This window comes from Enterococcus sp. AZ048 (assembly GCF_051715125.1).
GTDB classification, from domain to species: Bacteria; Bacillota; Bacilli; order Lactobacillales; family Enterococcaceae; genus Enterococcus_A; species Enterococcus_A gilvus.
The window spans coordinates 2,634,876-2,657,813 of sequence record NZ_JBIOTD010000001.1 but is presented as its reverse complement, the minus strand read 5'-3'; the positions used below and the strand labels follow the sequence as shown (position 1 = coordinate 2,657,813).

The window sequence follows — 22,938 nt, the reverse complement described above, 5'->3', positions numbered from 1 at the left end:
GAAAGAGTGAGGAAGAATCCATGGAAAAATCAGATGTATCAAGTGCCTACCGCCGCTTAAAAAGCCCCAATATCAAGACACGCAAGCGTGCATTAAAGATTATCAAAGAGAATAAGCGACAATCAGGAAAGAAATAAGCACAGCTGACAGCTTCTGAGATTTAACAAAGTCCCGCAGGATTCGTTAGAAAGAGGGGGTTGCTTTTCAACAAGTCGAGCACGAAGAGTTGCATGGGCAGAGGAAAGAAGGGTAAGATGAACGTATCAAATACCCCTACAGAGGAGAGGTTCCATTGACTAAAACCACTCGATTGAAAGTCCCTCAATGGCAGGGAGGAAACAATCTCACTTACGCACTGGGTGCAGATATTCTTTCCTTTCTAGCCCCAAAGAATTTGGAACAAAAAGAAATCATCGTGCCGATTTCTGAGTTGGAAGAACCCTTGATCAGAGAAAACGGTGTGACTGGTCAGTCTGTCGTTGCGGAGAATGTCGATAAGATGACGGCGATCATCCAAGAGGAGACGCCTGACAAAATCATTACACTGGGTGGTGATTGTCTAGTCTCACAGGCACCGTTTGACTACCTGCATGGCAAATACGAAGACAAGCTCGGAATCATCTGGCTAGATGCCCATCCGGACATTTCGACACCGGCTATTTTTTTCAATGCTCATGCGATGGTTTTAGGCAATTTATTGAAGGATGGAGACCCTGTCTTAGCGGAAAAGGTGCAGCACCCCTTTGAAGCAAAAGATATTTTGTATGTGGGATTGCAGCAGCCGACAGTAGATGAGGAAGCGATCATGCAGCGGTTAGGCCTTCAGTATCAAGTCCAAGCACAGTCACGGCTCGCACCGGAAACGATCATCCAATGGCTGCAGCACAACGAATTTACGAAAGTTGCGGTTCATTTTGATTTGGATGTTCTAGATCCAAATGAATTCCGCTCGCTTTACTTTTCAGAACCTGGTACTGCGAAGCATTCGGCGGAGGCTGGGAAGATGTCCCTACTGGAAGTGAAGGAAACGATGCAGGCCATTGCAGAGCAAAGCGAGATCGTCGGTTTGACTATCGCAGAGCTGTTGCCATGGGATGCACAGAATTTGAAGAATCTGCTAAACGGATTTGATATTTTTCGATAAGAAAAAGACGAGAAGAGGCCTGCCTCTTCCCGTCTTTATTTTTGATCCATTTGCAGAGTGATCAAGGTTGTCAATGTGTCACCGTAGTAATCATTTTTCGATACCCCGTCATTGATGACCCACGATTCTGTCGTTACGAGATTGCCATAAGCTTTTTTCTGATCCGCCGCAAATAAAACGGGCGCAGAGAAATTTTTCGATAAATTTTGAGACAAGGGTTGTCCTGAGAGGGTATAGCCTTCAGCGATACTGCCCTGTTTCAAAAAGAAATTCATCATTTTGCTCAAGATTTGGTTGCTGCGTTTGTCGGATGAGCTAGCCAACCGCCATGGGATGCGGCAGGCGTTGGCGCCGTAATTGCCATCGTTGGGACCAGCGATCAGATTCTTTTCTGCTGGTTCGACACGGTTGTTTTTCACGACAGCAAAATCAGGAATCAAGCCGCTTTTATGCTGTTTGCTGAGGTCTTCTAGGACCACTAGCGAATGGCTTTTTAGCGTCTTCCAAAAATCATCGCCTGTAAAAGAAGCAAAGGCATCGAAATAGCTTGGGATAATATCTGAAGGGCGGATCAAATCGTAGGAATCAGACTCTTTTGTCGCCCACGCGCCGACGGTCAACAGCTTATTGGTTGAATTATAGTTTTTGGTTTTGATCGCTGTAAGTAATTTTTTAGCGGCACCCTTATAATTCGTTTGACTGTCTGGCCACTGCTTGCTTGCCTCGATCAAGGCGTAGGCAATATCCAAATCGCCGTCCGTCGCATTGGTCTTTTCTTGTTCCAGCACGCGTTCGTCTTCGAATTTCTGCCGCCAGCTCATCAGCGGCACGTCGTCGCTAAGCTGAAAATGTTCATAATAGCGATAAAAATCGCGGAACTCTTTCTCCGAAGCCCAGCCGCGTTTGGCCGCTTGCATCGTGATCAACATCCCGTAGCCATGACCTTCTGAGAGTGAGACTGCTTCTTTCTCCTCTGGATTGGTTTGGACATAAGAACCGTTGCCAGATTCTTTGACATACGCGGTTTGCCATTGCTGATAGGTCGTTTTTTCTAACTGTTTCTGATTGTCTTTTATAGTAATGATGACGGCTGCGACATAGCAAAAAAAGAGCAATGCCAGCAGCGGCCACATAATTGCAGGACGTCTGCGCATACGTTCGCCTCCTAATCATCGAAACGCTGAGTTTTGTACCACTTCGTACCGTCACGTCGAAACAGTTTGTCTCCTATATAGGAAAAGAATGCTGCGATCGAGATGCCGATAAAGAGTAGGGAGTAGGTAAAGTAGGACGCGATGGCATAGAAGAAATTCGCCGTCGTGGCCTGTCCAAATTGGCTAGATAACGCCAGTTGGATCTGTAACAAATAGATCGTAAACATCAACGCCCAATTGACGAATAAGAGCGCGCCGATCTGACGATTGCTGCCGCCAAAGGTAAAGATCACGTCGATGGACGGAAACCAAAGGTGTAAGATCATCGCGATAAAATTGACGATGAACATGATGTTCGAGAGAATGATCGCACTAGTGAACCAAAAGAAGGTGTTAAAATAATAAACACTTTGCAGACGGATGCGCCAGTTGGAGCCGCCAAAAAAGTCTTTTAGGTTATTGACGATGACTTCATAATTTCCTTTTGCCCAGCGTTTTCGCTGCCGATAATAAACGGACAGCGTCTCTGGCTCCTGCTGAAAAGCTTCTGCACGGGAGGCCAAAGCAATCAATTTGCCGATTTTCATGATTCTAAAGCTCAAAGCAGTGTCTTCGGTCAAGGCTCCATTATCCCAGCCGCCTAAGTCGCGGATCATTTTTGTCTGAATAATGAAGTTTGTACCGGGAATCTGTCCGATTTTAAAAAGCTGCCACATGCCAGTATGAATGATTCGTTGACTCGTCACGATCTCTAAATTGATACAACGGGTCAAAAAATTCCGTTTGTAATTCCGTGTTTTGTTTCGGCCAAAAACAGCACCGTAACGCTCCGGGTCTTCTAAGGCCCGTTCGATCAAAAAATGCAGGGCATTTTGTTCAGGCATCGCATCGGCATCATAAACACAAAGATACTCTCCGTGAGCGATTTTTAAGGAGTCATTCAATACGCCGGCTTTTCCTCCTGTGCCTCGGCGGTCAATGACATTAGTCAGATAATAGCCGGTATATTCTGGCTGCTGCAAGATCGACTGGACCCGTTCATACGTGGCATCGTCGCAATTATCTGCAAACACCAGTATCTCCATCTTTTCTCTGGGATAGTTCATGTTTAAAATCGCCTTCACGGTATCTTGGATAACGATCTCTTCATTATGGGCAGGGACAACGATCGTCACGACCGGATATGCGCGCAGCGGGTCCAACCGATTTTTTGGCGGGCGAATATTCTTGAGCAGGAAAAACACAGCTCCGAATAAGACGACCAAAGTAATCAGCAGTGAAAACCAAATAGAAATAATCCCAAACATCAATAGAATACTTGCCATCAGTAATCACGCCTCCTAAAGTAACGCCAGATCCGATCCTTGATGACGAGCAGACAGAGGAATAAGACGACGGCTGCCACAAAAAATATACCTGTGATGATCTTACTTGCTTCAAAGAAATACATCAGTAACTGATCCATAAATAGCCGCCTCCTTATAAAATGTACTCGTCTGTCAAATCTGCCTCTGAGCGTCTTCTTACCCGGCTGATAACTTGCTCAGCCGTCATTTCAGTAGAACCTTCGATCAGAAACTCGCCGGAACGAACCACGATGCTTTGTGAATGCTCAAAATTTTTAAATGGGAAGAGAGAAAATTGTGTCTTGGTGATTTTATTTAAGCTTTGGATAAATTCGCAGCTTTTTCCCGATTCATAAACGGGGGATAACACGACAAAGATGCCATTGCCAAAATAAAACTGGTCCTCTTCTGGTAAACGGATATTACTCAGCAATTCAGCGAGTTCCTTCAACAAGTCATCCGTTGCTTGGTCGTTTTGATAATTCAATTGCTCGATATAATCAATGGTATACGACGAAATGAGTAACCCGCGCCCGGTTTTGTGATACAAATTCATGGCACATTTAAATTTCTCGTAACGGGCATCAAATTCTTTTCGATTGTAAAGGCCCGTCGTTTCATCCAACGTCTGTAAATATTCCCGCATCCTCGGCTGGAACGTGTTGCTTCGCTGATTGAACAGCACACTGTTTTTAGTGATCAAACCTAAAACGGCAAAAATCGGTATCACAACGATCAAATAGATTTTTTCCAGTCCCGGCATAATGATCGGCGTATAATACAGCAAGTATGTGCCTGTCGACATGACCAACATAGAAAATACCGCAACGGTTATCGTGTTTCCTAAAAAACCAACTAATAGACCTAAGAAGGCCAAAAGAGAGATGCTCAGCACAGGGACAAAACCAAAGCGATCATCGAGGACCAAGTTTTGAATAAGAAAAATAGCGGCTAGCAGGATCATCATCCATTCGATTCGAATGCGTCGTAAATACTTCATAACATCGTTCTCCTTATCGACTAAAGTCTGCTGGACGAGGGGCAGCATAAAAATAATGAGCGATCGCTTCAGTGATTCTTTCGCTGGCTTTTCCATCGCCATAGGGGTTGCTGGCCTTCGCCATTTTTTCATAGGCAGCAGGGTTCTCGAACAGCTCTTTGATGGCGGTGTATACAGGAAGTGTATCTGTTCCGACTAAACGTAAGGTTCCCGCAGCGACACCTTCTGGCCGCTCCGTTTGATCCCGCAGGACGAGAACCGGGACACCCAAAGAAGGGGCTTCTTCTTGGACACCGCCAGAATCTGTCAAAATCAAATAACTCCGTTTGGCATAATTATGAAAATCGATCACATCCAAAGGTTCGATCAAGGAGACATTTGATAATGTGCCTAATGCTGCCTTCGCCGCGTCGCGGACCATTGGATTTTTGTGCATCGGGAAAATAAATTGCGTGTCTGGATATTCCTCGGCTGCTTGACGGATCGCTTCAAACACCTGCTGCATTGGCTTGCCTAGATTTTCACGGCGGTGCATGGTAATAAGAACGAGTCGTTTTCGACCTTTCGAGACAGCAGCAGGAATCTGATACGCTTCATCAATAGTATTTTTCATAGCATCGATCGCGGTATTGCCTGTGATATAAATATGTTTGTCTGAATGGCTTTCTTTAAGCAGGTTCTCTTTGCTTTCCTGTGTTGGAGCGAAATAAAGATCTGCTAAATCATCCGTCAGTTGACGATTGATCTCTTCTGGAAATGGCGAATACTTGTCCCAAGTGCGTAGTCCCGCCTCCACGTGTCCAATGGGGATCTGCTGATAAAAAGCACTTAAAGCTGCTGAAAAAGTGGTTGTTGTATCCCCGTGGACCAGCAAAATATCGGGACGCTCTTCAAGCAAGACAGCAGTCAGCTTTTCAAGGACACGGCTGGTGATCTCGCTCAGTGTTTGACCTTGGTGCATGATGTTCAAGTCATAGTCCGGTGTGATCGAAAAGGACGCTAAGACCTGATCGAGCATCTCACGGTGCTGACCGGTGACAACGACTTTCGTTTCAAAGCGATCGTCCGCCTTCAAGGTCTTGGCAAGGGGCGCCATTTTGATTGCCTCTGGCCGTGTTCCAAAAACTAAAAATACTTTCTTTCTCATTATGATCCCCCTTAATAGATAGAAAAATGATGGATAAATTTGAAAAATACTAAGAAATAAAAAGTTAAGACAGTATAGCATCTGATTAAACGATTGAAAAATTAAAAATAACAGGTCACATTTTAAATTAATTTTCACCATAATCATAAGGGTAATTTGAATGTATATGAAGTTTTTAGCTTGACGGGAGACAAAAAAAAGCAGGAAGATCGCTCTTCCTGCAAAAAAAGGCTGTTAACGAAAGGCGCGACGGTCTTTTACCAGCAAGAAAACCGCGATCGCCAAGAAAATCAAACTGAATAAAATCGTTCGATGCCCAAAATAAATGACCAAAAAGCCATTTAAAAAGGCACCAACAACAAAGCTGGCTAGAATCAGCAAGGTGTCAGAAAAAGCTTCTTGTTTGGCTTTGTCATGAGTGAAGTAGCCCTCAAAGAAATTGGTAGCAAGATTGCGCAGATTTCCGGTCATCATCAGTGAAGTAAAAGGCTTGCCCTTTAGCCGTTGGAACTCTTGAAGCTGAGTCGCCGCTGTGATAGAAAGCAGCGCATTTGCGACCAAGTTAGGTAATTGCGGGGAGAAGATCCCAACGATCAACAGCAAGAAAATCTCAATCAGTAAAAACCGAAGCTGCTGGTCACGCAGGATCTTCGTCTGTAAGTAACGGGCCATCAATGCCCCCAACGCAAAGGAGAAGATTGGGATCAAGTAATGTATAAGTGCTCCCCAATCGCCTTGGCCTAAATGAATCCCCAATAGGATAAAGTTCCCTGTTTGCAGTCCGGCAAAGACTTCACCATGAACAAGATACGTATAGGCATCTAAGCCGCCGGCTGTGGCTGCTAAAGCCATCCCGAACGCCAGTCGTTCATGCATTTTTTCTTCCATTATAAAAGCACCTCTTTTTTCTTCATCAGAAGTGTACGACAAATGGCGAGAAACAACAAAAGAAGTGTATCGATAAAAAAAGAGCAAACAAGAGGTGCTTGTCTGCTCTAATTAATGCTGGTCTATCCAAAGAATGTTTTAGCAAGCTGCTGGCCTTGGTCGATCTTCGCCCACTGCTCGTCCAAGGTTAAGTGATTGCCGCTATCGCAAGAGGCGAAGCCGCATTGATGCGATAAGAACAACCGCTCTTTTGGAAGGATCTCACTCGCTTTTTCCAGGTATTTCAACACGCGTTCATCGTCATCTAAAGTATTTGTTTTGCTCGAAAGCAGACCTAGAACGACTTCAACAGAATCCTTTTCCTTCAGCACTTCTAATGCCGCTAGATCACCCGCGCGCTCGTCGTCCCATTCCAAGAAGAAGCGATCATAGTGCTGTTCCCCAAGGAATTTTTCAGCAATGGCTTGATACGTCCCGCCTGAAGCATGGCGGGATTCATAATTGCCGCGGCAATTATGGGTCCATACCTTCAATCCCAATTCGTGACCAAAATCGGCAATTTCATTATTCACAGCGATAAATTCATTGGCCAAGCCAATCAGATCCACATTGCCTTCGGAGAAAAAACTGTCCTTGTTGGTAGAATCAAAAAGCTCCCACAAACAGTCGTCGAATTGAACGATCTTGCCGCCAGCCTCTTTATACTCAACTAAAAATTCCTTATACGCAGTAACTAATCCGGTTTTTAAATCTTCCTTAGTCTGATAGACCTGATCCGTTCCAAATAGGTGATTAAACACAGAGAGTTCTGTGAACGCATGGGCGACACTCCAAACAGTGGTCTTTACGTCGTTGCCTTGCGCTTGTTCGCTTACTTCACGGAAAATGTCTAAAAAGTGATGATTTTTCCCCGATAACGGTGCAACGATTCGAATCCCAATGTCTTTCCGTGTTTCAAAATGCGCGCCATCAAAATCCTTGAAGCTGTAGCCGTGGTCAGCAATAAATCGTTCTACCCCGTGCAGCCCCCAAAGGAAATCCAGGTGCCACATAGATTTTGAATATTCTCCGTCTGTGAGCACGTCGATGTGATGTGCGAGTTGCTCCTGAATCACTTGAGTGATCGCGTTGCTCTCTGTTTCTTTGTACCCGTCAAATGCGTCGTAAAAAGGGTAGGTAATATCGTCTCGTTCCTCGATCTGGTTTTTATAATCCAACAGGTTTTGCGGACGTAAAAGTGACCCGACTAATTGAAATTTTGATTTCTCCATGTATAAACAACCTCCAAACATTTAAGTTCGTTTATCGTATCAAATATCCTGTATAATAAATAATACGTAATTTCTTTCATAAATTATAGGCAGAACCTATTAAGGAGGGCATCTATGCGCATTCAATAATTAGAGTACCTAGAGAAAATTGTTCAAACAGGCTCAATGAACGAGGCGGCGAAAAAATTATACCTCTCTCAGCCCAGCTTGACGCAAGCAATCAAAGAACTGGAAAGCGAATACCAACTGCAGCTTTTTTACCGCAATAAAACCGGGATGACGTTGACGAATGACGGTCGCGAATTCATGAACTACACCAGGGGGATCTTGGATCAGGTCAACCTGTTGAATGCGACGTATAAAGTACAAACGACGCGGAAGCAGGTCTTCAGCGTCTCGGCGCAGCACTATGCCTTTGTCGTTCACGCCTTCGTTGAACTCGTCAAAAAGCTTGGCGGGGAGGAATACGATTTTACTTTGCGAGAAACACTGACAGAGAATACGCTGAACGATGTCCAAACCTTTAAGAGTGAATTGGGGATCATCTATTTGAACACCTTCAATCGCATGGTTCTAAAGCGATTGATCACGGATAAGGAGCTGGAATTCATTCCTTTGTTTGACGCGCACCCTCATGTTTTTGTCGGTCGCGAAAACCCCTTAACGAAAAAGAAGACCCTCAAGCTGGAAGATCTGGAAGAGTATCCTTATCTATCCTACGAGCAGGGGGAGACCAATTCCTTTTACTTTTCGGAAGAGATTCTAAGTACCATGCAGCACAAGAAACAGATAAAAATCAGTGACCGTGCGACGATCTTTAATTTGATGGTCGGGCTTAATGGGTATACGATCAGCTCGGGAATCATCAGCAGTGAATTGAACGATGAAAAAATCGTGGCGATCCCACTAGAGATCGACGACCAGATGACGCTTGGCTACCTTAAACATAAAAAAAGCACCCTCAGTGTGATGGGAAAAGAATATTTAGAGCTGCTAAAACAGCATATCCGAAACTATGGCTTTGAGATCTTCGAGGCGCCTGAAAAATAAAAACCACAAAAAAAGAAACGCGTCCCACTTCGCGTCTTTCGTGCGAGTAGTGGCATCCTATGTGAATTGAGACCGACAGTCTTTTTTGGTTTGAATGGATAGAGATAGCGGTTGCAATCGTATAGTGAACATGACAAACTTGTTATTGAGAGAAAGAAACAAGCAGTTTATTTTACGATTAAAGGGGAAAACAGGTGAAAAAATTAGTGATGATAGGCATGATTGTCGGGCTATTTGTGACAGGATGCGGAAACACTCGATCCGAACAAGAGACCAGCACCACTTCTACTAAGACGTCGAATCAAGAAAGTCCTTCGGAGGTGTCGTTGACCTTTTCTGCAGTGGGAGATAATTTGATCCACGATTTTATTTATGACCATTTGAGACAACCGGACGGCTCGTACAGATTTGATGAGATGTATCAGCCGACAAAGTATTTGAATCAAGATCGAGACCTAGCTTATATCAATTTAGAAACCATTTGTGGGGGGGAAGAGTTGGGACTGTCGGGGTATCCTACTTTTAATGGCCCAACACAAGTCTTGGATTCATTGCACACTGCCGGGTACAATTGGCTGTCTGCTGCAAGCAACCACACCATGGATAGAGGAGAAGAGGGGATCGTGAAGCAGTTGGAGTATTTGGAAAGATACCCCGACATCACGGTGACGGGCTCACAAAAAGCACCGGATGCACCACGACTTCATATTCAAACGATCAAAGGGGTAAAAGTTGGTTTGATATCTTATACGTTTGGGTTAAATGGGATTCCACTACCCGAAGGCAAAGAGTATTTAGTCAATTTGATCGATGAAGAACAGATCAAGAAAGATATGCAGACATTGAATGCTCAAAGTGACATTCAACTTGTCAGTATGCATTGGGGTGAGGAGTATCAAATTGTTCCCAACGACGAACAGACACGATTGGCACAAGTATTGAGCGATGCAGGCGCGGATGTCATCATTGGAGGGCACCCGCATGTCATTCAGCCGATGGACTATGTAACTGGGGAGTCAGGGAATCAAACATTGGTCATGTACTCATTAGGAAACTTCATTTCTTCTCAAGATGTCAACGATCGGATGCTAGGGGGCATGGGCCGTTGGACGATCAAGTATGACAAAGAAAAAAAGAAGGGGATCTTTGCAGATGTCGAATTTTGGCCAACGATCACTTATATCGGTGACAATTATCAAACCTATCAAACTTATGCCTTGAAGGATTACACCGATGAATTAGCGACTCAGCATATGCTCCATGTGAACCAAGGGCAGGATGTATCAAGAAATTATTTCATCGAACGAACAAAGCAGATCATGAATGATAAAGTGAAGATCGTTTACTGAGAATCCTTACGTCAGAGAAAGAGCAAATCATTGAGAGTCCTTCCTGTTCAATGCGCAACCAGTGATTATCTTCAAAAAAAAGCCGCAATCGAGTCAATCGATTGCGGCTAATGCTATATGTTTATTTTCTGCTTAATGAGCCCTTCAAAAATTCTTCGTCGTTTGGATCACCAGAGCCACGTTGATTTTTATCAATGGAAGCGATCATAGACATTTCTTCCTCTGTTAACGTGAAATCGAAGACATCGATGTTTTGAGCGATGCGTTCTTCGTGGACAGATTTCGGAATGACGATGATATCCCGTTGCAAGTGCCAACGCAAGATGACTTGCGCCACCGTTTTGCTGTGGGCTTCAGCGATTTTTGTTAACACAGGATCTTCTAAAACATTGCTTTTGCCTTGTCCAAGAGGGCCCCACGCTTCATGAACGATATCCAAACTCTTCAAATACTCATGCAATTCCTTTTGTTGGAAGTACGGATGTGTCTCGATTTGGTCAACAGTAGGTTTGATTGTTGCTGTCGTCATCAATTTTTCCAAGTGCGGTTTCTCAAAGTTTGAGACACCAATGGATTTGATCAGACCGTCATTGTACAAACTTTCCATCGCACGCCATTTTTCGTTGTAGCCTTCACTTGGCCAGTGGATCAAGTAAAGATCCAAATAGTCGGTTTGTAATTTTTTCAAAGATTCGTGGAAAGCGGCAATTGTTTCATCATACGTCGTGTTGCTGTTCCATACTTTTGACGTAATGAAGAGGTCTTCACGTTTCACATCGCTTTGAGCAAGTGCTTCACCAAGCCATTCTTCATTGTGATAAATCGTTGCAGTATCGAAGTGACGATAGCCGTCCTTCAAAGCTTCCGCTACGGCACTTTTCAAATCATCCGCATCTTGCACTTTGAAGACACCGAGACCCAATTGAGGGATCATTTGACCGTTGTTCAATTTCAACTCTTCCATTAAGAAAAACCTCCTAATATAATCGTTACACTAAAAGTATAACGCGAGTTGGCCTATACTGTAATAATTTTGCTTTATCAATTGTAGATTTATAAATGAAAGGAAGACAAAAAGCTAGTCACGAAGTCGCGAATAGAGGCATTCATCTACGATCCCACGATTATTTTTTCCTCGTTGTTTCAGCAAGCCTTCATACGTGAAGCCGCATTTTTTTAAAACATTCCCAGAATTCTCATTTTCAGCATCATGAAAGGCCTCGATCCGCTGGACGGAAGTAGCGGCAAAGAGGTAGTCTACAACGGCGGTCAGCGCTTCGGCAATGTAGCCCTGATGCCACCAATCTGTACCGAGAACGTAGCCGATCTCCATGGTTTTTATTTCTGGATGATAGCGAACGACAGAGATCGCCCCAATCAAGTGCTGGGTTTCTTTCTCTTCGATCCCCCAGTAAAAATGCTCCTCGCTCTGATATGCTTGTTCATTAAGCGCGAGATAAGCAGCGACATCTTCCGCATTTTCATAAGGTTCCCAAGTCAGGTACGTTGTTACAGCAGGATCATTTGCCCAGTGGCGAAACATCTGGACATGGTCTGCCACGACCATCTTCCTCAATATCAATCTTTCAGTCAGTATCCGTTCCGTGCCCATTGTGTCACGACCTTTCTGCGTAAAACAGCTTTTTTCGATTTTACCATAGATGTCTAGGCGAAACACAAAAAAGCCAGCCTGCTTTGCAGACTAGCTAAAGGATACACTATATTATCTCCACCCTAAGTCGGGAGCAATGTCTTTAACGATGGACTCAAGCAAATGCATATTGTATTCGACGCCTAATGTATTAGGGATCGTAACAAGGACTGTATCTGCTTCTTTGATGGCTTCATCTTCTGCCAATTCTTTAGCGATCTTGTCTGGTTCACCCGCAAAGGTTTTCCCGAAGATCGTTGGGTTTTGATGGTACGCAAGGAACCCAACTTGGTCGTATTTTGCATCGTCGCCTTGGCGGCCGAATAGCTGACGGTCCAAGTCTGTTGTAATTGGCTGGATAGAACGTGTCACCAAAGTTCTTGGTTCAAAGTCATGTCCAGCTTCTTTCCATGCCTCTTTATAGGCACGTAATTGTTTGGCTTGTTGAACATGGAAAGGTTCGTTCGTTTCATAGTTTACCAACGTTGAGGATTGCAGATTCATCCCGTGTTGAGCAGCCCAAATCGCTGTCTGCTGTGAACCAGCGCCCCACCAGATCCGTTGACGAAGTCCTTCTGAATAAGGTTCTAAACGCAATTTTCCAGGTGCTTGCGGGAACATGGGTTGTGGATTTTGTTCAGCGAACCGTTCGCCTTCAAGCAGCTTCAAAAATTCCAATGTCCGCTCTCGTGTGATGTCTTTGATCTCGTCTTCATCATAGTCATACCCAAAATATTTCCAACCATCAAGCACTTGTTCAGGCGAACCACGGCCAACGCCTAGTTCAACCCTTCCTTGAGTGATGATATCTGTTAATCCAGCATTTTCAGCCATCATATAAGGGTTTTCGTAACGCATATCGATCAACCCAGTACCAATCTCGATCTTACTGGTTTTCGCACCGATCGCTGAAAGCAATGGAAAAGGTGAGCCGATTTGATCTGCGAAATGATGCACGCGATAATAAGCCCCATCAATGCCGATTTTTTCTGCTTCCACGGCTAGATCAATGGATTGTAAATACGCATCTTTTGCTGTTTTTACGATTGATCCTTCAAAATCCATCCAATGACCAAAACTTAAAAAGCCAATTTTTTTCATAATGGATGACCTCCTTTGTTCTCTAAAAATCACTTACTTTTAATAAGTTAAACCGATTCTACTACGTTCCTTTTTAAAAAGCGAATAATTGTTCTCGGAGGGTTCTCTTTGTTCTGGCGTCCTCATCCACGTTATCCAGCGATTAAATGAAACTCTCTAAAAATTCTGTCGCCACTCGTTCAAAGGATTCATCATAATCAATGAGCAATTGCTTCAAAGGCTCTGTTTGGAGAACGTTTTTTCCTTGTGTCTGGACCTCCATCAACAGCTCCTCTCCGTTTAATCGGAAATCCACAAAGACTTCATCCTCGATATTTGTTTCAAGATAATCGATCAAGGTCTCAAAATACCCCTCCGCCAAAGGATCTGCTACTTCTGCTAAGACTTGTTCCATCAAGGCATCCACACCGGAATGCTGATAAAGAAGGAAATGCTTGCTGACGAAGGCGGAATTGTACACATTCTCAATGTTGAAATCCAAAAATTGCAGGTAATCGTCTACTTCGCCAATTTTTTCTAATGTATCGAATACGCGCTGCAAGATTCGCAACAGGGCGTCATCAAGTACGGCATCAAAACGGTCTTTCGGATAGACAGTTTCGACGTGTTCTTCCTCATCAAAAAAGCTTGCTTGGATTTTTTCAAAATAGCAGCCGTCAGATTGATCCGTGACAAAAAAACGGATAGTCATTCCCATGGGACACACCTCACTAAAATTTATTAAAAAGCCTACTTCAAAAATAAAAAACTGAACACGTCATAAATCAGGCGTCCAGTTTTTTACAGTCGATAATAATTAGTTAGTATTAACAATGCGTTGGATTTTTTCGGCAAGATGACGAATCAGATTTGGCGCATTGGTACGGAAATCCTCAATAAATGAGTCAGATAAACTAGTTACCGTGCCGACTTCTTTGTTCATGATATCAAAAATGGCGAGTGTTTTATCTTGTGATTGCCATTCGACCTTCCAATAAGGACCTTCTAAATCACCATCTAGAATTTGTTGGCTGTTGTCTCGGACCGCTTCACGGATGACATCTTCTTCAGTCGTATCAATGCCTTTTTCTAATAAATAAGTTAATTTTTCTTCGACTTCATACATATTTTCGGGAACAAGTGAATACATTTTTCCAATCTCCCTTACTCGCATTTGCGAGGGTTTATTTTCTTTAGTTATACTCAAATTATCAGAAATCTGCAAAGAATAAAACTTACTTGTTTTGTAAAAAAAATTAGCAAGGTGAGCGCTTGAAAATGAAATACTGGTTAACAGCATTAAAAATAAATGAGTGCTTTCTTTGACAAAACGTTTTATCTATGCTAATTTTTTTAAAACGTAAAAAACTTTTTGGGAGGGGAAGACATGACAGTCAGCAAACATTTCGCAACTGAATCTTGCTGTTGTTGTATGGTGCGTAAACGCAGCATACCATTTTGTCATGCCTATTAACTGCCCAATTTGCGACTGTTTTTGATACGTATGTGCCCGTTTGAGGGGCATAGTCAAGGTGTCAATAAAGCGAATCTCAAGGTGCTGATTAATAGTCAGTGCCTTTTTTGTTTTCCAAAAAACGTAATTAAGGGAGTATACCAATGATTATTGATTCGATTCAGATGGCGATTGGGGACACACCGATGCTCCGATTCACCCATCACCAGTTTGAAGAAATACCGAAAGGTTCCGCCATTTATGCGAAGCTGGAATATTTAAATCCAGGAGGGAGCATCAAAGATCGTTTAGGCGCTTACCTGATCAAGGAGGGGATAGAACAGCGTAAAATCACGGAAAATACAGTGATCATTGAACCGACCGCTGGAAACACTGGGATCGGTGTGGCGATCGCCGCGCAGGCAGCCAAGCTGTCGACGATGTTTGTCGTACCGGAAAAATTCAGCTTGGAAAAGCAAGAGCTGATGAGGGCGTTGGGGGCGGAGATCGTCCATACACCAACAGAAGAAGGAATCAAAGGTGCGATCGCGGAAGCCAAACGATTGCATGCGGAGCGGTCAAACAGCTATTTGCCCTTGCAGTTTGACAATCCCGCAAACCCTGAAGCCTATTACCATACCTTGGGTCCCGAATTAATAAAGGATCTTGGCTCATCCATAACAAGCTTTGTGGCCGGGATCGGCAGTGGCGGAACCTTTAGCGGCGTGGCACGCTACTTGCTGAAGCATGTGCCATCGATTCGCTTGATCGGCGTGGAGCCTGAAGGATCGATTCTCAATGGTGGCGCGAGTCATAGTCATGAAATTGAAGGAATCGGCGTGGAATTTATTCCGACTTTTCTTGAAGGACTTCCAGTTCATGATTTTGTGACAATCAGTGATGCAGAGGGATTTGCCATGACTCGTCGATTGGCAAAAGAGCATGGCACGCTCGTTGGAAGTTCGTCGGGGGCTGCGATGGCGGCAGCTTTGCGAGAAGTCGCCACTCTTCCAGCCGATAGTCAAGTAGTGACCGTATTTCCCGATGCCGGAGATCGCTACTTGTCAAAGCAAATCTATTCTAGAACCAATTATTGATGCTCTTTAAATACGTTTTCCTTGCCAAGTTATGGGTATTATAAGTTGGCAAAAAAGCGAGAAGTGATGTCCGTTGCTCATACAGAAACAGCGATGTACTGCTCGCAGGATTGAATAGAAGGTTGTTTCAGTAAAAGGCTTTGGAGGTGTAGAGCGTTCAGCCTGAAAATAAATAAAATAGAAGAACGATTGGAAAGGAACGAGACCGATATGGGATTAGAGTTCATGCCGATTTTTGAAGGCTGGGCAGTGGATTATGATGAGGAAGTAAACGGCGCGAACCCGGAATATCAGGAAGTGTTCGCGAATTATTGGCAAATTTTAGATGAGATCACCGCACACTCGGGACAGTCTGTGCTGGAGTTTGGCAGCGGAACAGGCAATTTAACGGAGAAGCTGGTTGCTGCTGGAAAGACCGTTTATCCTGTGGAACCTTCGCCAGAAATGCGGGACATGGCGGCAAAAAAAGACACACTGCAAGCAACCTCTTTTTTTGCTGGCGATATGGAAAACTTCCCCTTGCCACCAGAGCCTGTGGATACGATCGTATCGAATTTAGTGTTCCACCATCTGACGGCAGAGGAAAAGCAAAAGGTTCTCAAAGAATACAATCAGATCCTTCCTATCGGCGGGAAAATTATTTTTGGGGACACGATGTTTTTGTCACAAACGGTTTACGACACCTATCTACGCACAGAAAAAGAAGCAGGACGACAGAACTTAGCCGCTGATTTAGAGCGAGAGTATTATCCTGTGATAAGTGAATTAGATCAATATTTTCAAAAAAGTGGGTTTCAAACAACGTACCGACAAATGAATCGTTTTGTTTGGATCGTTTATGCAGAAAAAATAATGGAGGCAGAATAAGATGAAAATGAACGTTGAAAGTTTTAATTTAGACCACACAAAGGTAAAGGCGCCGTATATTCGCGTCGCGGACAAAAAGACTGGAGCAAATGGCGACTTGATCGTGAAATACGATGTTCGCCTGAAACAGCCAAATCAAGCCTATATGGATATGGCTGCATTGCATTCCTTGGAGCATTTGACAGCAGAACTGATCCGAAACCATGCAGAATATATCGTAGACTGGTCACCAATGGGATGCCAAACAGGATTCTACCTGACTGTTTTGAATCATGACGACATTGACGAGATCATGGATGTTGTGGAGCAAACGATGAAGGATGTCTTGAAGGCAACAGAAGTACCGGCGAGCAATCCCGTCCAATGCGGCTGGGCAGCGAACCACACATTGGAAGGTGCTCAAGAGTTGGCGAAAGAATTCTTGAGTCAACGAGACGAATGGCCGCATATTTTTGCGGAGGGCTAAACAAAAGGAGGTATGACCAGCGTTAGGTCACACCTCCTTTTTTATGCCTCTGGATAAATATTGGCTTCTATTTCAGCACGTTGATCAGCTAAAAATGGCGGCAATGCAAAATGTTCTCCTAGCTGTTCCAAAGGTTCATCGATGGTAAAGCCCGGCCCAAGTGTTGCGAACTCTAGCCGATTCCCACCAGGTTCACGAATGTAAAGACTCTTGAAATATCCGCGAGAGACGAATTTCTCGATCATCCAGCCTTGTTTTTTCGCCCGTTGCTGCAGCTCATCCAAGACAGTATCATTCGCAATGGCGAAGGCGACATGATCCGCACTGCCGCGCCCCATGTGACTTGGCTTGTCCGAATCAGTCGGTAAAATCTCAAGAAAATCCGTCGCATTCAATTGAATTCGCTGGTCCACGGTGGTCCAGCCTAGAAAAGTCTCAAAAAATACACTTGTTGCCTGAGGATCACGAACGTGAAGCTGAGTAGAATGCAATCCTAAAAGTTGTTTTTCGGCTGGAATATCAGTGTTCACTTGATGCTCTGAAGTCAAAGGAGGCAACGCTGTCTCAGTCAACAGAATCTCTACTTGATCAGGATCGAGAAAGCGTAATTGCCCCTCACTCGCCGTATAGTTTACCGAATAATGCTCCAACCGTTCTTGCCAGTAGGCCAAACTATTCTTCGGAAGTTTCAGACCGATCGTCGAGATAAATTGATGATTCTCATAACGATGCCCTAACTGCGGAACAACAAAGAAAGTCACCACACTGCCCGGTGAACCTTGATAGTCGCCATAATAATAATGAAGCATCCGATGATTCTCCTGATTGACCGTGTTCTTCACAAAACGCATCCCTAAAACATCGGTATAAAATCGTACATTTTCACGACTGTCCTTCGTTAATAATGAGATATGATGAAATGCTGCCACAGGCGCACCTTCCTTTCTTTTTACTTACTTAAAATAAGTATAAAGGAGAGAAGAAAGTGAAACAAGGGAAGCGACTTGGTGGTGAAAAATGCTGACTGAAATTAGTTGAAAAATTTGATAGGATTCAATTTTAAACTACATGAGTGTCAACGAAATAAATAAAATTTATTTGATTTAAAACGCCGAGTTACTCGTGGGTGCGTACAATGGGAAACTATTTGATAGTCATCTTGAATTTCAGTCCTTTTTTATTCGTTCTGTCAGTATGTGATTCATCATTCACATACAATCTTTTTAGTAATAGGCGTTCGCCAATGATAAAATTCATCGGCATTTTTGTATTTATTCGGTTCTGATAAAAAAATCACCTAAAATAATGTATAAAATTATATTTTTGCAAATCTAAATTGCTGAAAATTCTATTTTTTGGTAACATTTTTTATACAGATATGGTGTGAATGTTATTTAGTGTTTAACAAAAAATAGATACATAGATAAGACGAAACGAAATTTGCGAAATGAGGCAGATAAAAATGAATAAGAAAATCCTCGTGCTCATCATGATCACTACGATCATGACGGCTTTAATTATTTGTGGAGGAATGTATAAGGACGCTCAACGTAATAACAAAGTGGAAGCAGATAGGGACGCTCAACAAAAACTAGATACACGAATGGAGAAAGAAAAAGAGGCACTGGAAACCGCGGAAGCAGCAGTTAATACTGCTTATAAATCCCGATTGGAAAAAGATATTGATAAAGCCAATGAAGCCATCAAAAAACTAAGCAAGAATCAACAAGCCGAAAAAACAAAACTGACCGACAGAATGGCAAAATTAGCTAGCTTTCTCAAACAAATCTCAGCGGTAGATAAAGCAATAAAGAAGGCTGAAGAATCGAGAACCGATACCGATATTGAAGCTGCGCAGGATCTGATCGATAAGGAGACTGACCCGTATCTTAAAAACGATAAAGAGGCGGCGCAAAAAAGATTAGACGATTTGAAAACACAAATCGCCAATGTACTTGCCCAACAGCAATTAGAAGCCGAGCCGCAAGTACAGACAGAGCCAACAGAAGAACCAACGCAGCCGTCGGAAGAACAACCAGATGCCCAAGAAACACAGCCAGAGCAGCAAAACCCAGTGACTGAACAACCAGCTTATAACGAACAACCACAGCCAAGCTATCCACAACCAGTCCAGCCAGATCCTGTACAAACGGTGCCGATTCAACCAGAGACCTCCAATCCTGAGCCAACGCCCAGCCAGTCATCTGACGATGGAGGACAAGGAAATACGCAACCATCAGAATCCACATCCGAAGGCGGAAATGCTGATGCAAACGAATTGGGATCGGAACAATCAGCACAGGATGTCACTGATTAAAAACGAGAATCTAATCTAAGGAAAATGAAAAGTACTAAAGCCGTCGGAATTTTGGCTTTAGTACTTTTTGATCTTAGGGAAGTTTATACTCATTTTATGTTTATCAGTGAACAGTATTCAAGCAGCCAGCGATAGTACAAACGGCAAAAATCTTTAAATTGTCTCGTTTTTCCATTCTTCTCAATTAATCGGAATATAAATATCCGTAAAACTTTTATCTCTAAAATTCTTAGGTGGCTCGGTAACGAACAATTCAAACGGTACCGCATCGCGAGCCTTCTGATCGTCTTTGAAAAGCCATTCTTGATACATATAATTCCAGGCATCACCATATTCTTTTGCGGATAGTTCAAAATGTCCGACACCAAATTTTCCTGAAATACTAGACAAGCAGATATTGCCGGTTTCTTGAACGGTTCGATCGTTTGGAATGGTCATGGCGACACTGGTGCGTAAATTCTTGGACTCGGTAATAAATGGATTGTCATCGTAAATAGTCAATACCTTGGTCTCATTTTCGACGATGAGATCATTTTTTGTCGCGAATTCAAATAGTTCGTTGAACAGCTTTCGGCTCTGCTTTCTAAATGCGGCGTAGCTTCCTCTGAAACGAATATAAATGATTTTCAAGTCCTCCAGATTCTCTGTTGTGATGCTTTTCGGTTCGATCATGTTTGTGTCCCCCTTTTAGAATATCTTCATTATTCCATGTTTCTTTTTGGAACTCTTGTCATTTCTTGCTGTTTCCGATACTTAGAGGGGCTGACGCCAAAATGTTTTTTGAAGGCTCTGCTGAAGGAGCTTGCATCATTATAGCCGTAGCTTAAGGCGATGTCAGTTAGTGAAGTAGAAGAGGACACGCATAGAAAAATGGCTGCGCGTTCCAACTTGAATCGTGTCACGAATTCTTTCAGTGTCTCGGAAGAATAGTTTTTAAAGATTCGGTGGAAATGAAATTCTGAAAAGTGGGCATTTTTAGCTAGATCACTTAACGAGATCGGCTCTGCGAGATGCTTTTCAATGTAATCTTCTGTTTTATTCATTAGTCGTCTATAGCTTTCTTCTGTCGAATCCGACACATCCTCGAGCTCCTTTTTCATTATTTTATTTTATTATAGAAGATTGGCTGCCTTTTTTGAATTGTTAGACAGAAAGCTAAGCAGAGAATTTTACTTACAAATAGTAAGGTGATAAGGTGAAGTTAATTATAATAGAAAGAATGCGACGACAATCTTTTATTCAGGAGGTTTTATCCATGACAGTAATTATTCCCACTTTTCAAATAAGCGCGGCTGCCCACATTGGGCGAGTAGCTTTGAAGGTAGCTAATTTAGAAAAAATGACTCGCTTTTACCAAGAAGTGATTGGTCTGCAAGTCTTGAGTCAAAACGCATCCCAAAGTACACTAGGTGTTGGCGATACGGTATTATTAGAATTACATAAGGTGCAAGCGCCTCTAGCTGTGACGCCCAAGACCGGTTTATATCATGTGGCGTTTTTATTACCTAGTCGAAAAGATCTTGGCAATGCCCTGCGTCACTATTTACAAGTCGATGCGCCTTTAATTGGTGCCAGTGATCACGGCTATAGCGAAGCCCTCTATCTGAACGATCCAGAAGGGAACGGCATCGAAGTCTACCATGATAAGCCGCAAAGCGAATGGGATATTCGTGCGGATGGTGAGATCGTTGGTGTGACGCTCGAAATGGATGCGGAAGCGGTGATCGCTGCTGGAGATGCTACATGGGATGGATTTCCATTAGGAACGACTGTTGGTCACGTGCACTTAAAAGTAGCGGATCTGATGCAAACGGAACAATTTTATACAGAAGTTTTAGGCTTGTCTTTGAAAAATAATTTCGGCAATCAAGCCAAATTTTTCGCGACGGGTGACTATCATCATCACATTGGCTCGAATGTCTGGTTAGGAAAAAATGTTCCTGCGATGACAGAAAACGACTTGGGCTTGGACTATTTCAGCTTCGCTGTACCCAATCAAGCCGAGTTGGACCGTTTAGAAAATCACTGGAAAACGCAGATCGATTACACCAAAGATGAAAGCGGCAGTTTGTGGGTGGTTGATCCCAACGGAATTACGCTGAAGTTTGAAAAATAGAAAATTGTCAAAACAAACTAGCAACCTAGACGCTGATAATCAGTGTCCAGGTTGCTAGTTTTTATTATTCTTATTTTGATAATGGGCGACCACGTCGGTTTTGGACATGAGGGATATTTTGTTTGCCCGTCACTTTATTTTTTGATTGTTGTTGCGAGTGTTCAAAGGCTTTTTTATTCTTCTCTTGAAGAAGATCTTCAAGTTTGACCTTTTGCTTTGTCATAAATGCTCCTCCTTTCAGCAAGAATCGCAGCTAGCAGTCAGCAATTAATTTCATCCGCATGTGAAAGAAATCCTTTCATTCGTACTATCTTTAGTATAAAGGAGAGAGTCACAGTCGGAGGAGCATCCTTTTGTATAAAAAAAGAAAGAGCCCGAATAAGCTCTTCCTTAGCATTGTTTTTTTATCGTGCGAATGATACGTTGGACACTTTTGATATCCAAATAGTAGCTGCCAGCGAGCTCACGAGTACTCTTTCCCATCAGATATTCCTGATAGATTTGTTGGTTTCTTCGTCTAAGCATCTCTTTACTAGCAGTCTTGCTGCCCCAAGGCAAACGTTCCTTTGGCCTCTTGGGGATATAAAGGATTGTACCATGAACATATTTTTGGATCTCTTTTACGATTTCCTCTGGTAGAAGTTCGAATGCGTTCTGATAAGCCATCTTTTACCCTCCTAATAAAGTAGAATTTAGGATTCAGCAAAAGCTCTTCAAGCATTCCTGCCAAGCTTTTGCTAGGCTTTAATAATAATTACTCCCATCGTAATGCTCCTTTCTGGTACTAGGTTTAGTATAGCATAGTGGTTTTCGAGTTAAATATAGGATGAAGAAAGCTATTTTAAAATTAAAAAGCTACATCTTCATTGTAACTTTTTAATTGAAGAGAAAAATGAAAAAAGACGCAGAACTTGTCAAACAAATGAAGCTGAGGAAAATATTGGATATAGTCTTTTTGGTGGATTGGATACTGTTAAATTTTTTGGACGATGCTTAAGACAAGTATCTCTTCTATATTTTCAATCATACAATTCTTTATGATTCATTCCAAACGATAATAGAGTCGGTAAAGGATACTCATCGATAATGATTTTGAAATCTGATTTGGGTCCATAAATCATCATAATCTGTTGAGAGGAGGATACTCCTAATTGTTTAGGTGATGATATTTTTTGTGAGGTATTCTTTATGTTTTTAGGCACCACTTTTATTATTGATTATGTTTGTAATGAATTATGATCTAAAATAAAAATCGCTAATGATTAAAATGCTTAATAAAGTTATTTTAGAAATTTCAAAAAAATTTTCGGCATTGACAAAAAGTGATTATTGGATGAATATTATTATAAAAAGGAGCTGCTTAAATGAGAAAGAAAGTATTTATTAGCCATTCGAGAAAAGATGGGAAATATGCGGATGTGTTCTTGGAATTATTAAGAAATTTTGGATTTCATGATGAAGAGATTTTTTGTAGTTCAAATTACTCAACGAGTGCAGCATATGGTGAACTTATTTTTTAAAGAATGAAAACTGAATTAAAAG

Annotated in this window: 26 protein-coding genes and 1 pseudogene; 10 read left to right on the top strand and 17 right to left on the bottom strand. The window is 42.6% G+C overall.

Annotation, left to right across the window (positions count from 1 at the left end; genetic code table 11):
- Positions 1 to 20 precede the first annotated feature (20 nt).
- Both IGI66_RS13070 and IGI66_RS13065 read left to right on the top strand, forming a co-directional pair.
- A complete protein-coding gene (locus tag IGI66_RS13070) occupies positions 21 to 137 on the top strand; it encodes a putative metal homeostasis protein (protein ID WP_010779469.1) in 117 nt (38 codons plus the stop codon).
- A 155-nt stretch (positions 138 to 292) separates the two neighbouring features.
- Complete coding sequence (locus IGI66_RS13065; RefSeq protein WP_438849203.1) at positions 293 to 1,144, top strand: arginase family protein; 852 nt, start codon at positions 293 to 295, stop codon at positions 1,142 to 1,144.
- 35 nt (positions 1,145 to 1,179) lie between these two features.
- On the opposite strand, the gene IGI66_RS13060 is transcribed toward IGI66_RS13065, so the two are convergent.
- From IGI66_RS13060 to IGI66_RS13030, 7 genes are all read right to left on the bottom strand, one after another.
- Complete coding sequence (locus IGI66_RS13060; RefSeq protein ID WP_438849202.1) at positions 1,180 to 2,298, bottom strand: glycosyl hydrolase family 8; 1,119 nt, start codon at positions 2,296 to 2,298, stop codon at positions 1,180 to 1,182.
- An 11-nt stretch (positions 2,299 to 2,309) separates the two neighbouring features.
- Positions 2,310 to 3,623, bottom strand: a complete 1,314-nt coding sequence (locus IGI66_RS13055) for a glycosyltransferase family 2 protein (protein WP_114525101.1) — start codon at positions 3,621 to 3,623, stop codon at positions 2,310 to 2,312.
- Positions 3,623 to 3,763, bottom strand: a complete 141-nt coding sequence (locus IGI66_RS13050; protein WP_010779473.1) for a hypothetical protein — start codon at positions 3,761 to 3,763, stop codon at positions 3,623 to 3,625. The genes IGI66_RS13055 and IGI66_RS13050 overlap by 1 nt, the downstream gene beginning before the upstream one ends.
- Positions 3,764 to 3,777: 14 nt before the next feature.
- Entirely contained in the window at positions 3,778 to 4,644 is an 867-nt protein-coding gene (locus IGI66_RS13045) for a GGDEF domain-containing protein (protein WP_438849201.1), read from the bottom strand.
- A gap of 13 nt (positions 4,645 to 4,657) precedes the next feature.
- Positions 4,658 to 5,791, bottom strand: coding sequence for a non-hydrolyzing UDP-N-acetylglucosamine 2-epimerase (gene wecB / locus IGI66_RS13040; protein WP_438849200.1), 1,134 nt, complete (start codon positions 5,789 to 5,791; stop codon positions 4,658 to 4,660).
- A 234-nt stretch (positions 5,792 to 6,025) separates the two neighbouring features.
- On the bottom strand, positions 6,026 to 6,679 hold the full coding sequence (locus IGI66_RS13035) for a YoaK family protein (RefSeq protein WP_431378934.1): 654 nt from the start codon (positions 6,677 to 6,679) through the stop codon (positions 6,026 to 6,028).
- Positions 6,680 to 6,801: 122 nt separating this feature from the next.
- Complete coding sequence (locus tag IGI66_RS13030; protein ID WP_438849199.1) at positions 6,802 to 7,950, bottom strand: cobalamin-independent methionine synthase II family protein; 1,149 nt, start codon at positions 7,948 to 7,950, stop codon at positions 6,802 to 6,804.
- A 114-nt stretch (positions 7,951 to 8,064) separates the two neighbouring features.
- Here IGI66_RS13030 and IGI66_RS13025 point away from each other — a divergent pair.
- Both IGI66_RS13025 and IGI66_RS13020 read left to right on the top strand, forming a co-directional pair.
- Positions 8,065 to 9,000, top strand: a pseudogene (locus IGI66_RS13025) (LysR family transcriptional regulator).
- 194 nt (positions 9,001 to 9,194) lie between these two features.
- Complete coding sequence (locus IGI66_RS13020) at positions 9,195 to 10,349, top strand: CapA family protein (RefSeq protein ID WP_438849198.1); 1,155 nt, start codon at positions 9,195 to 9,197, stop codon at positions 10,347 to 10,349.
- Between the two features lie 121 nt (positions 10,350 to 10,470).
- On the opposite strand, the gene IGI66_RS13015 is transcribed toward IGI66_RS13020, so the two are convergent.
- From IGI66_RS13015 to IGI66_RS12995, 5 genes are all read right to left on the bottom strand, one after another.
- Positions 10,471 to 11,313, bottom strand: coding sequence for an aldo/keto reductase (locus IGI66_RS13015; RefSeq protein WP_438849197.1), 843 nt, complete (start codon positions 11,311 to 11,313; stop codon positions 10,471 to 10,473).
- Between the two features lie 114 nt (positions 11,314 to 11,427).
- Positions 11,428 to 11,961, bottom strand: coding sequence for a GNAT family N-acetyltransferase (locus IGI66_RS13010; RefSeq protein WP_438849297.1), 534 nt, complete (start codon positions 11,959 to 11,961; stop codon positions 11,428 to 11,430).
- Between the two features lie 111 nt (positions 11,962 to 12,072).
- The gene (locus tag IGI66_RS13005; protein WP_435934652.1) at positions 12,073 to 13,101 is read right to left on the bottom strand and encodes an LLM class flavin-dependent oxidoreductase; all 1,029 of its coding nucleotides are present in this window, start codon (positions 13,099 to 13,101) and stop codon (positions 12,073 to 12,075) included.
- Positions 13,102 to 13,243: 142 nt separating this feature from the next.
- Positions 13,244 to 13,798, bottom strand: a complete 555-nt coding sequence (locus IGI66_RS13000; protein WP_010779483.1) for a hypothetical protein — start codon at positions 13,796 to 13,798, stop codon at positions 13,244 to 13,246.
- A gap of 99 nt (positions 13,799 to 13,897) precedes the next feature.
- Positions 13,898 to 14,230: a hypothetical protein gene (locus tag IGI66_RS12995; RefSeq protein WP_301521336.1), complete on the bottom strand. Its 333-nt coding sequence runs from the start codon at positions 14,228 to 14,230 to the stop codon at positions 13,898 to 13,900.
- A gap of 467 nt (positions 14,231 to 14,697) precedes the next feature.
- Here IGI66_RS12995 and IGI66_RS12990 point away from each other — a divergent pair, with 467 nt between their 5' ends.
- The 3 genes from IGI66_RS12990 (at position 14,698) to IGI66_RS12980 (ending at position 16,963) form a co-directional block, all read left to right on the top strand.
- The gene (locus IGI66_RS12990) at positions 14,698 to 15,630 is read left to right on the top strand and encodes a PLP-dependent cysteine synthase family protein (RefSeq protein WP_438849196.1); all 933 of its coding nucleotides are present in this window, start codon (positions 14,698 to 14,700) and stop codon (positions 15,628 to 15,630) included.
- 210 nt (positions 15,631 to 15,840) lie between these two features.
- Positions 15,841 to 16,497, top strand: a complete 657-nt coding sequence (locus IGI66_RS12985; protein ID WP_301517517.1) for a class I SAM-dependent methyltransferase — start codon at positions 15,841 to 15,843, stop codon at positions 16,495 to 16,497.
- Between the two features lies 1 nt (position 16,498).
- Complete coding sequence (locus tag IGI66_RS12980) at positions 16,499 to 16,963, top strand: S-ribosylhomocysteine lyase (RefSeq protein ID WP_438849195.1); 465 nt, start codon at positions 16,499 to 16,501, stop codon at positions 16,961 to 16,963.
- 41 nt (positions 16,964 to 17,004) lie between these two features.
- Here IGI66_RS12980 and IGI66_RS12975 read toward each other — a convergent pair whose 3' ends face one another.
- Positions 17,005 to 17,892, bottom strand: coding sequence for a VOC family protein (locus tag IGI66_RS12975; protein ID WP_438849194.1), 888 nt, complete (start codon positions 17,890 to 17,892; stop codon positions 17,005 to 17,007).
- Between the two features lie 533 nt (positions 17,893 to 18,425).
- Here IGI66_RS12975 and IGI66_RS12970 point away from each other — a divergent pair.
- Entirely contained in the window at positions 18,426 to 19,280 is an 855-nt protein-coding gene (locus tag IGI66_RS12970) for a hypothetical protein (protein ID WP_438849193.1), read from the top strand.
- A 180-nt stretch (positions 19,281 to 19,460) separates the two neighbouring features.
- Here IGI66_RS12970 and IGI66_RS12965 read toward each other — a convergent pair whose 3' ends face one another.
- Both IGI66_RS12965 and IGI66_RS12960 read right to left on the bottom strand, forming a co-directional pair.
- Entirely contained in the window at positions 19,461 to 19,952 is a 492-nt protein-coding gene (locus tag IGI66_RS12965; protein WP_010779490.1) for an AraC family transcriptional regulator, read from the bottom strand.
- 29 nt (positions 19,953 to 19,981) lie between these two features.
- Entirely contained in the window at positions 19,982 to 20,359 is a 378-nt protein-coding gene (locus IGI66_RS12960) for a helix-turn-helix domain-containing protein (RefSeq protein ID WP_438849192.1), read from the bottom strand.
- A gap of 176 nt (positions 20,360 to 20,535) precedes the next feature.
- On the opposite strand from IGI66_RS12960, the gene IGI66_RS12955 reads away from it, so the two are divergent.
- Positions 20,536 to 21,396, top strand: coding sequence for a VOC family protein (locus IGI66_RS12955; protein ID WP_438849191.1), 861 nt, complete (start codon positions 20,536 to 20,538; stop codon positions 21,394 to 21,396).
- Positions 21,397 to 21,466: 70 nt separating this feature from the next.
- On the opposite strand, the gene IGI66_RS12950 is transcribed toward IGI66_RS12955, so the two are convergent.
- Together IGI66_RS12950 and IGI66_RS12945 are read right to left on the bottom strand one after the other, a co-directional pair.
- Positions 21,467 to 21,619, bottom strand: a complete 153-nt coding sequence (locus IGI66_RS12950; RefSeq protein WP_438849190.1) for a hypothetical protein — start codon at positions 21,617 to 21,619, stop codon at positions 21,467 to 21,469.
- A 167-nt stretch (positions 21,620 to 21,786) separates the two neighbouring features.
- Complete coding sequence (locus IGI66_RS12945) at positions 21,787 to 22,062, bottom strand: CD3324 family protein (protein WP_438849189.1); 276 nt, start codon at positions 22,060 to 22,062, stop codon at positions 21,787 to 21,789.
- Between the two features lie 698 nt (positions 22,063 to 22,760).
- Between IGI66_RS12945 and IGI66_RS12940 the strand changes: the two genes are divergently transcribed.
- Complete coding sequence (locus IGI66_RS12940; protein ID WP_438849188.1) at positions 22,761 to 22,916, top strand: hypothetical protein; 156 nt, start codon at positions 22,761 to 22,763, stop codon at positions 22,914 to 22,916.
- Positions 22,917 to 22,938: the final 22 nt, after the last annotated feature.

What these genes read in the sequence shown, in the direction of transcription:
- IGI66_RS13070 (WP_010779469.1), top strand. Translation starts at nt 21, where the DNA reads ATGGAAAAATCAGATGTATCAAGTGCCTACCGCCGCTTAAAAAGCCCC.
- IGI66_RS13060 (WP_438849202.1), bottom strand. Translation starts at nt 2,298, where the DNA reads ATGCGCAGACGTCCTGCAATTATGTGGCCGCTGCTGGCATTGCTCTTT.
- IGI66_RS13055 (WP_114525101.1), bottom strand. Translation starts at nt 3,623, where the DNA reads ATGGCAAGTATTCTATTGATGTTTGGGATTATTTCTATTTGGTTTTCA.
- IGI66_RS13050 (WP_010779473.1), bottom strand. Translation starts at nt 3,763, where the DNA reads ATGGATCAGTTACTGATGTATTTCTTTGAAGCAAGTAAGATCATCACA.
- IGI66_RS13045 (WP_438849201.1), bottom strand. Translation starts at nt 4,644, where the DNA reads ATGAAGTATTTACGACGCATTCGAATCGAATGGATGATGATCCTGCTA.
- wecB (WP_438849200.1), bottom strand. Translation starts at nt 5,791, where the DNA reads ATGAGAAAGAAAGTATTTTTAGTTTTTGGAACACGGCCAGAGGCAATC.
- IGI66_RS13035 (WP_431378934.1), bottom strand. Translation starts at nt 6,679, where the DNA reads ATGGAAGAAAAAATGCATGAACGACTGGCGTTCGGGATGGCTTTAGCA.
- IGI66_RS13030 (WP_438849199.1), bottom strand. Translation starts at nt 7,950, where the DNA reads ATGGAGAAATCAAAATTTCAATTAGTCGGGTCACTTTTACGTCCGCAA.
- IGI66_RS13015 (WP_438849197.1), bottom strand. Translation starts at nt 11,313, where the DNA reads ATGGAAGAGTTGAAATTGAACAACGGTCAAATGATCCCTCAATTGGGT.
- IGI66_RS13010 (WP_438849297.1), bottom strand. Translation starts at nt 11,961, where the DNA reads ATGGGCACGGAACGGATACTGACTGAAAGATTGATATTGAGGAAGATG.
- IGI66_RS13005 (WP_435934652.1), bottom strand. Translation starts at nt 13,101, where the DNA reads ATGAAAAAAATTGGCTTTTTAAGTTTTGGTCATTGGATGGATTTTGAA.
- IGI66_RS13000 (WP_010779483.1), bottom strand. Translation starts at nt 13,798, where the DNA reads ATGGGAATGACTATCCGTTTTTTTGTCACGGATCAATCTGACGGCTGC.
- IGI66_RS12995 (WP_301521336.1), bottom strand. Translation starts at nt 14,230, where the DNA reads ATGTATTCACTTGTTCCCGAAAATATGTATGAAGTCGAAGAAAAATTA.
- IGI66_RS12990 (WP_438849196.1), top strand. Translation starts at nt 14,698, where the DNA reads ATGATTATTGATTCGATTCAGATGGCGATTGGGGACACACCGATGCTC.
- IGI66_RS12985 (WP_301517517.1), top strand. Translation starts at nt 15,841, where the DNA reads ATGGGATTAGAGTTCATGCCGATTTTTGAAGGCTGGGCAGTGGATTAT.
- IGI66_RS12980 (WP_438849195.1), top strand. Translation starts at nt 16,499, where the DNA reads ATGAAAATGAACGTTGAAAGTTTTAATTTAGACCACACAAAGGTAAAG.
- IGI66_RS12970 (WP_438849193.1), top strand. Translation starts at nt 18,426, where the DNA reads ATGAATAAGAAAATCCTCGTGCTCATCATGATCACTACGATCATGACG.
- IGI66_RS12965 (WP_010779490.1), bottom strand. Translation starts at nt 19,952, where the DNA reads ATGATCGAACCGAAAAGCATCACAACAGAGAATCTGGAGGACTTGAAA.
- IGI66_RS12955 (WP_438849191.1), top strand. Translation starts at nt 20,536, where the DNA reads ATGACAGTAATTATTCCCACTTTTCAAATAAGCGCGGCTGCCCACATT.
- IGI66_RS12950 (WP_438849190.1), bottom strand. Translation starts at nt 21,619, where the DNA reads ATGACAAAGCAAAAGGTCAAACTTGAAGATCTTCTTCAAGAGAAGAAT.
- IGI66_RS12945 (WP_438849189.1), bottom strand. Translation starts at nt 22,062, where the DNA reads ATGGCTTATCAGAACGCATTCGAACTTCTACCAGAGGAAATCGTAAAA.
- IGI66_RS12940 (WP_438849188.1), top strand. Translation starts at nt 22,761, where the DNA reads ATGAGAAAGAAAGTATTTATTAGCCATTCGAGAAAAGATGGGAAATAT.